The 8195-nt window shown below is 46.1% G+C and carries 5 protein-coding genes; 3 read left to right on the top strand and 2 right to left on the bottom strand.

Translation table 11 applies throughout. From position 1 onward, the window contains the following. The first annotated feature begins 813 nt into the window (after positions 1 to 813). Both DFR42_RS15380 and DFR42_RS15375 read left to right on the top strand, forming a co-directional pair. Positions 814 to 2346, top strand: a complete 1533-nt coding sequence (locus DFR42_RS15380) for a tryptophan halogenase family protein (RefSeq protein ID WP_110255863.1) — start codon at positions 814 to 816, stop codon at positions 2344 to 2346. Position 2347: 1 nt separating this feature from the next. After that, complete coding sequence (locus DFR42_RS15375; protein WP_211324315.1) at positions 2348 to 3067, top strand: DUF6445 family protein; 720 nt, start codon at positions 2348 to 2350, stop codon at positions 3065 to 3067. A 99-nt stretch (positions 3068 to 3166) separates the two neighbouring features. Here the strand turns inward: DFR42_RS15375 and DFR42_RS15370 are convergent, their stop codons facing one another. Continuing rightward, a complete protein-coding gene (locus DFR42_RS15370; protein ID WP_110255862.1) occupies positions 3167 to 5770 on the bottom strand; it encodes a TonB-dependent receptor in 2604 nt (867 codons plus the stop codon). A gap of 844 nt (positions 5771 to 6614) precedes the next feature. Between DFR42_RS15370 and DFR42_RS15365 the strand changes: the two genes are divergently transcribed. Further along, positions 6615 to 7352, top strand: a complete 738-nt coding sequence (locus DFR42_RS15365) for a YoaK family protein (protein WP_110255861.1) — start codon at positions 6615 to 6617, stop codon at positions 7350 to 7352. Positions 7353 to 7405: 53 nt separating this feature from the next. Here the strand turns inward: DFR42_RS15365 and DFR42_RS15360 are convergent, their stop codons facing one another. Then, complete coding sequence (locus DFR42_RS15360) at positions 7406 to 8065, bottom strand: amino acid ABC transporter permease (RefSeq protein WP_110255860.1); 660 nt, start codon at positions 8063 to 8065, stop codon at positions 7406 to 7408. Between the last annotated feature and the right edge of the window lie 130 nt (positions 8066 to 8195).

Below are 8195 nucleotides of genomic sequence, written 5' to 3'. Positions count from 1 at the left end.
CCAGGGCATATACCACCAGTACGTGAAATGCGATTACCAGCCCTATGCCTATAAACTTCTTCCCCGGCTCTTGCTGGCGATTTGAAAAATCCATTACTGCTCCTGTCATTTTATTTTTCAAGCTGGGCACGTGCTGAATAGCATCACCAGCGATTCTTCACATAATAAAAAACAAGACTGCGCAACTGTTGCTTAGTCTTGTTTTCATAAAATACGATCTGGATTCAAGCACCCTCATTCAAGTAAAGAAGACACTGCGCAGACAACAATTCTGCCAGATGTGAATCACATTCCATGCAATGCCACTTTACGGAAAATCTTATTTCAAGACCGCATTTCCTTAGCAGAAAAGCCGTTTCAATCCTACTGTAGAGTCCTTAAAACTGGTTGTCAAGCGGTATCTATGTGGTATTAAATAATTTTTTGAACATGAAGATGTGAATTACTTTCCTGCAGTCGCTTTACCCTGCCATTTCAACATTCAGCAGTGTCATCAAACCCAGCTTTTTTACAACTGGTCTTATCGCATTTTTCGCACAAAAAGCAGGCATCGCCTTACTTTTTTGAAATGCGTTTTCCCATTCAAAAATACAGCTTCCTGCAACCTGATATCAAACTGACTTCATGCTTAAAAAACACAGGGAAACGGTTTGAATATTGGTGAATTTCAGACTTGTAGTAGCAGAAAATATGTGAAATACTTTGCCGGGAAAAATAGCACAATTCTTCAAGAAAAACGCAAATCTGCATCGTCAAACATGGTCAATCAATACTGGACATGTTTCTTATCAAGCTTAAATCTGGCCAAATAAAATGAGAGTAAAAAATATTGCGATTATTGGTGGTGGCACAGCCGGCTGGCTGGCTGCCAATCATCTGGCTGTAGAACTACGTGCAGAAACAGACATCACCATTACTGTCATTGAGTCACCAGAAATTGGTATTATCGGCGTGGGCGAAGGTACCGTTCCGCATATTAAAAAATCACTATTGAAATTTGGCATACCTGAAGCAGAGCTACTAGCCACTTGCGACACCACTTTCAAAAAGGGAATCAAGTTTGTTGACTGGATGGCGCCATCAGCAAGCAATCCTGAAAATAGTTACTACCACCCTTTTTCATCAGCCTATCCTGGCGGTGCAGACGTGACCAGTTGGTATCTGAAAAATTCAGCAAGTATGGAATTTGCCGATGTCACCGAGGCGCCAAGTCTGGCGGAAGCGATGAAATCGCCAAAAAGAATTTCATCGGCACCATACGAAGGCGTGGTCAATTATGCCTACCATTTCAATGCAGTTAAATTTGGGCAGTTACTGGCAAAGAATGCCAAAGAAAAACTGGGTGTGCTGCACAAACCGGCCACGATAGTCAATGCACAATTGAATGAGCATGGCGAGGTCGATTACCTGATCACCAAGGAAGGTGAGCAATTGCAATATGATTTTTTTGTCGATTGTTCTGGTTTCCATTCTTTGATCATGGGAAAATTATTCAATATTCCCTTCGTCGACAAGTCGTCTCAACTGCTGACCGATACTGCACTTGCGGTACAAATTCCTACTGAAGCCAATTCCCAAATCCCGCCCTACACTTTAGCCAAGGCACATTCAGCCGGGTGGATGTGGGATATTCCTTTGACCAATCGCCGTGGTGTAGGCTTTGTCTATTCCAGTGCGCATATGACGGAAGATGTCGCTGTTGAGCACTTGTCCAGGCACTTGCAACTCAATACAGATCAATTTTCGCCCAGAAAAATTCCCATGCGCATGGGGTATAGAGAAAAATTCTGGTGTAAAAATGTGGTTGCACTGGGTCTGGCACAAGGTTTTGTCGAACCACTCGAAGCTACCTCCATCTTTGTCACCGATTTTTCTGCGGAGCTGTTTGCACGTAATTTTTCAGTCGAAAAAGAGAGCATGTCTGTAGCCGCTGATTATTGCAATAAAGCGGTTGCTTATACCTGGGAACGGGTGATTGATTTTGTACAATTACACTACTGCATTTCTGACCGCCAGGATTCGGCTTTCTGGCGCGCGACTACTCAAGAGGTCAAGCGTTCAGATATCTTGCAAGAGCGACTGGACATGTGGGCAGTCAACTCACCGAAAAAGCTCGATATTTTCAGCCGTTTTGATTTATTTGATGTGGAAAATTTTCTCTTTGTACTCTACGGTATGAAATACAAAACCAGGGCCAAAAATATGACGGTCTACGAAGAAGACTACTTCAGGCAGGAAATCGAAAAGGTCAACATGTACAGGAAAAAATTATCGGGTGAATTACTGGATCACAGGCTGTGGCTCGATAAATTTGCGACAGCCTACCAACAAACTTCAGGAAAATAAAATGGCTCATAAAGCAGATGACGCTTTTTTATTGTGCGCTGAACCCAATATTCAATGTGTAAGCATAGGTGAACATCAGGCGATCATTATTGATGATTTTCTGCAAGACCCTGATGCGATGAAGAACATTGCCCTCAACAGTGCATTTGAACCCTATCCCAATTTTGATAATAAAAAGGGATATCCTGGTGTCAGGGCGCAGGCACCAGCAAAGTATTCCAGCAACATCACGGAATTTCTTGAGCCCGTCATCAAACTCAATTTTGGCATACCGGAAGAACTCCCGCTGCGTAAAAGTATGTGTGCATTTTCACTGACCACCATACCAGCTCAGCAACTAGGCCCTTTGCAGAGAACGCCACATTTTGATGCAAGCACACCATACCACATGGCAGTGTTGCTTTATCTCTGCGATGAAAAACACGGCGGCACTGGTTTTTATCGTCACAAGGCAACTGGCTTACAGCAAATCACTGAAGCAACACGCGAGCATTATCTGGATGTGTATTACGAAGAGATCAATGCGATTCAGCCACCACCAAGATATTTTGATGACTCTAATGAGCATTTCAGTTTTTTGGGAATGATACCGGCCAAGTTCAACCGCCTGGTTATTTATCGTGGCAGCCTGTTACACACAGCCTGTATCAATCCGGCAATTAGCATCAATGCCAATCCAGACAGCGGTCGCCTGACTGTCAATACCTTCTACAATTTTTAGACGCGCTTTCCACAAATAGCCAGGGCGTTTTTCAAATACGCCCTGATTCTGAAATAAAAAAAAGCCTGGCATACGCCAGGCTTTTTTTCACGAGCAATATCAGAACTTGGCTGAGAGGCTAACTCTGTATGTGGTTTCGCCAATAAAGGACCAAGCTGGGTAGCCGCCTTTCAAAGGTGTTTTCACAGTAGTGTCATATCCCGCAGCACCATACTGCACGTCATCTTGTTTCAACAGATTGATGGCTTCAAATTGCAATCTCAAAGTCTTATTGATATTCCATCCGAAGCTGGCATCGAGTGTGCCGTATGGATCATGCATGCGATTACCATAGTAGCCGGTTTCACGCACCATGTACTTCGAACGCCAGTTGTAAGCCAGGCGAGCGGAGTAATCAGCATTTTCCCAGTAACCAACCAGGTTGACATTATGTTTGGATGAGAGCGTAAACACATTCAAGCGGTCTTGATAGCTCGTTGCAGGAGCTGTTGCATTGGCCAGTGTGTAGTTGGCAACAACACCAAAACCATTATCAAATGCATGGTTGATTTGGGCTTCGATACCATCAATTTTACCGCCACCAGCATTGATATAGCGGTTGACTGTCCAGCTGTCTTTGCCAGTATCAGGGCTGACCACGCCTATGCTTTGATTAACCTTGGTATCACTGGTGATGAAATTATTGATGTCTTTGTGGAAGTACATCAAAGAAATCAAGTTACCCTTGCCATAGTAATATTCAAAACCGATGTCAAACTGTGTCGATTTCATTGGTTTCAAACCGACTGAACCAAAATTGACAGTCTCATTTCCAGCTACCGTATCTTTGTAACCGATTTGTGTGGACTGGAACATGTTTTCGTAGTTCGGACGTGTGATAGCCTGAGAAGCTGTGGCACGCAAGATCACATTAGGTTGCAAGTCATAGGCGATATTCAAGCTAGGCAAAACATCGCTGTAACTGGCGTTCTCTGTAAATTGTGTACGGCCCCAGCCATCATTTTGTCCAACGTCGTCTTTTGCCAAAGGTGTGCCGTCAAGCTTGTAACCAGTGCTCTTTACTTTGGTTTTGATATAGCGCAGACCGAAATTGCCGTGCAATTTATCTTCTTCAAAGTTGAACATACCATAGGCAGCAGTATTATCTTCATTCAAAACACCGAGGCCAGACCTGTCTTCAACCCAACGGGTAACAGCACCGAGTGAGCTGGCCAGCATTGCGCTAGTGTTAGGACGTGGATAAGACCAGCCTGGTGTACCCATGTCTATCGTGCCATCATACAAACTGGCTGTCGGAACCGATGGTGGATTATTGCTTACGGCACGATCTGTATGCTTTTCAAATGTATGCTCTGTTGTACGGAAGCCTGTTTTGAAAGACGAAATTGCGCCCCAATTCAGTTTCAGTGTCAGATCAGCTTGAGCAAAATTCTCTTTGTCAGAGTTAGGGCCACGAGCCAGAGCCCAGGTCGACACATCAGAATTGGCAGGCAGATTTGCCAGGCTGACGGATTGATTGGAACTAGGGTTGACTTTAATCTGAGTACCGCTAGCGTCAATAGTACCAGTCCATTTTGGCAGGTTACCACCACTATAGCCATAGTTTGTCGTCAGAGATGTACCACCGTCAGCCTTGGTAGTGCCAGCAACACCTTCAAGTTTGAAATCATTCGTTTTGTAAGCGGCGTTGACCGTAAAACTGTCGGAAGTCATTTTACCGGCACGCGCCCAGGTCTGGACAAACGGTGCAGTGGTATTTGCCAGGGTCGTGTTACTGCTTACGCAGGCACCTGCTGCATTACGTGCTGTACAGCTATTGCTTTGGAAAATATAGTGACTGCTATTGGCGTTGTCTGCATTGAGCTCAAGTTTCATGTAATTCAAACCGAGATCCAGACCTTGTACAGGTTTGGCTTGCAAGCTAATGTTGAAAGCCTTGCGTTCACGCTCCTGTACAAAGGTAGACGGGGTAACGTCACTTGACCATGCAGTATCAGCCTCTACGCCGCGACGGATATAGTCGCTCTTCTCTCTTGCACCAGCAACCAGTACGCCGAAAGTATTGGCATCATTTTTCCAGCTATACATGCCTGAAACATCGCTGCCGATTTTATCAGTCAGGCTGGCCTTACTGGCCTTGGCGGAAACATAGGCAGAGCCAGCAGCCAAATCCAAAGGTTTGCGGGTCTTGACGATGACCGTGCCACCAATACCACCTTCAGTCAAATCAGCCTGGGAAGATTTGTACACTTCCATGCCACCGATCAACTCGGATGGCAGCAGAGAGTAGTTGAAAGAGCGGTCGATCGCTTGTTGGTCATACCAGCCTGTGGAAGCAACTGTCTGACCATTCAATGTCGTGTAAGTCATTTGTGGGTCAGAACCACGGACGGAGACAGAAGCACCTTGGCCGAATGCACGACCTACTGTCACGCCAGGGATACGACCCAGCGCTTGACCAGCATCGCTGTCTGGTAATTTACCCACATCTTCTGCAGACACTGCATCAACCACGCCATTGGCATTGCGCTTGACATTGATCGCATTTTGCAGAGCAGCGCGGATACCGGTAACGGTTACTTGCTGGACTTCATCTTTTTTTGCATCAGCATTCTGTGCTTGCGCAGTCATCGCTACGCTCATCACCATCACAGCAACTGCAGCTGCGATAGGTGTCAAATTATTTGCCGCTTTACGTTTCATATACTCCCCCAAGAAATTCCTAATCAAAGTTTCAGCCTCAAATGAAAACTGAAGATTTCAAAAATTAGACCTGTACGCTTACATAACATCCACTTCAATACCACAAGTAAAACCACCCCTCTTATCCGGCTTTACTTTCCCCAGGAATGCAAGGATATTGCGACCCGGTTGTATTTTTTTCTCGCGGCGACTGCGGTATTGGCCATGGATCTCACGCCACAGTATCGGCTGCGGCCACGACAGGCGCACTCTGATGCCATCCTCTATTGCCTAAATCCACCGACTAATTTCAACCTGTGGAAAATACTTAATAGCGAATGAGGCTCACTTTAAGGAGCGCAAAAGTGGTTGTCAAGCGGTATCTACGTGGTATTACCACTACTAGTATTGGTATTATTGTAGAGCAGTAGCAAACAAGCATAAGCTTATGTTTTTTATGAGTAATTTATATTTCAGATGAAAATTCACACTTAAGTGGACTGTATCCAACAGCCAACACAATTAAATTAAACAATATGTACCCGCAAAATTAAAAGCCAAAGTTTTGGATTAAGGAATAGTGCCTCTTTACAGACTGGATTGTGATTGCAGACTGGCGATGAAGAATGTCATTTAATTAACACCAGCCGTGGCTTTGGAATTCTGGCAAGCCAGATATTCACTGGTATTGGATTGGATTCACATCAGGCATACCTGCCAGCAGTTATACGCGCCGGACTAGTGATAAGAAGCTGCGTGCGCGTATCCCTCTCGCGATACCTCATGGAGACAGGTGAATGCAGTCAGCTATTGCAACACAATCTGGATTACACTAAGAAACAAGCTGGCAAAACATCATTAACACATGCCTTTACATTATCTGTCCAAGCTGACATCACCTAAACGTACGCCACAGGCGAATCGCCACCTGGGTGTAACTTTGGCTTGCGTGGCGGGTGCATTGAATGCCGGAGGTTTTCTGGCAGTAGGCCAATACACTTCACATATGACAGGCATGCTGTCATCGGCGGCGGATGATCTGGTTCTGGGCAAATGGCTGCCAGCCTGTGCTGCCTTGTTCATGCTGGTTGCTTTTGCCTGGGGTGCAGCCTGTACTGCACTCATCGTCAACTATGCCAGACGCAACCATTTCCGCTATATCTATACTCCTGTCTTGCTACTGGAAGCCTTGCTACTGCTGATCTTTGGCCTGGTCGGTACGGAATTGCAAGCACATGCTGTTATCACCGTCTCGTTTACCACGGTCTTGCTTTGTTACGTGATGGGCTTGCAAAATGCCCTGATCACCAAAATTTCACAGGCGGAGATACGCACCACCCATGTCACTGGCCTGGTCACGGACATAGGGATAGAAATGGGGAAAATGATTTACTGGAACAGGAATAAGGACCAGATCCATCATCAAAATGAGGTAGGTGCCAATTTACAAAAACTGCGTTTGCATGGCTTGCTGGTGTTCTCGTTTTTTTCCGGGGCACTGGCTGGTGCATATGGCTTCAAGCACTTCGGTTTTATTTCCACGCTGCCCATTGCGACAGCTTTGGTCTTGCTGTCGCTAGCCCCAAGGCTGAAAAACCTTTGAACCCATGATGCTACAGGCACGGGAAAAACCACATGCCCATGCCCGCCACGGTGTCATACCTGATGGGCTTTTTGCAGGCGTTTTTCCAGTCGTCTTTGCACCACTTCAAAACACAGGCTAAGTACCCAATAGACGGCTGCTGCGGCGATATACAAGGGCAAGGGACGAAAACTGGTAGCGATAACCTCCTTGGTGGCCAGCATCAGTTCAGTTACGGTGATGACGGATACCAGAGAGGTATCCTTGATCAAACTGATCAGGGTATTGCTCATCGAGGGCACGGCCACTCGCATGGCTTGTGGCACCACGATATAGCGCAAGGTTTGGGCATAGTTCAAACCCAGGCTGGCGCTGGCTGACCACTGGCCGCGGCTGACACCAACAATCGCACCACGTATGCTTTCCGACAGATAGGCACCCGCATTCAGGCTGAGCGCCAGTATACCTGCAGAGGTCGCCGAAAATTCTATGCCTATGCTGGGCAGGCCGTAGTAGATGACGAATATCTGTACCAGCAGGGGCGTACCGCGTATCAGACTGACATATATCGCAGCCGGAGTGCTGATCAGTTTGCTTGGCAAAATGCGCGCAATCGCCAGCAAGAAGCCCAGTATCAATCCTCCCACCATGGCACCGACGGCAAACAACAAGGTATAAGCCACGCCCTTGAGCATGACTGGCGCTGCCATCTGCAGCAGTTCTAGAATTTCCATGGCGACTTTAAAAAGAAATATCCCCGTAAAAGACGGGGATAATGGTGACATCAAGTAGAGTGCATCCACTTAATCATACAGCGTATCTTGCTGACATTGCACGCTGCAAGGCAATATCAGCAAGTTTGTG

The sequence above is a fragment of the Undibacterium pigrum genome (assembly GCF_003201815.1).
Taxonomy (GTDB): domain Bacteria; phylum Pseudomonadota; class Gammaproteobacteria; order Burkholderiales; family Burkholderiaceae_D; genus Undibacterium; species Undibacterium pigrum.
The sequence above is the reverse complement of the archived record's forward strand: the minus strand, read 5'-3'. Positions and strand labels throughout refer to the sequence as shown.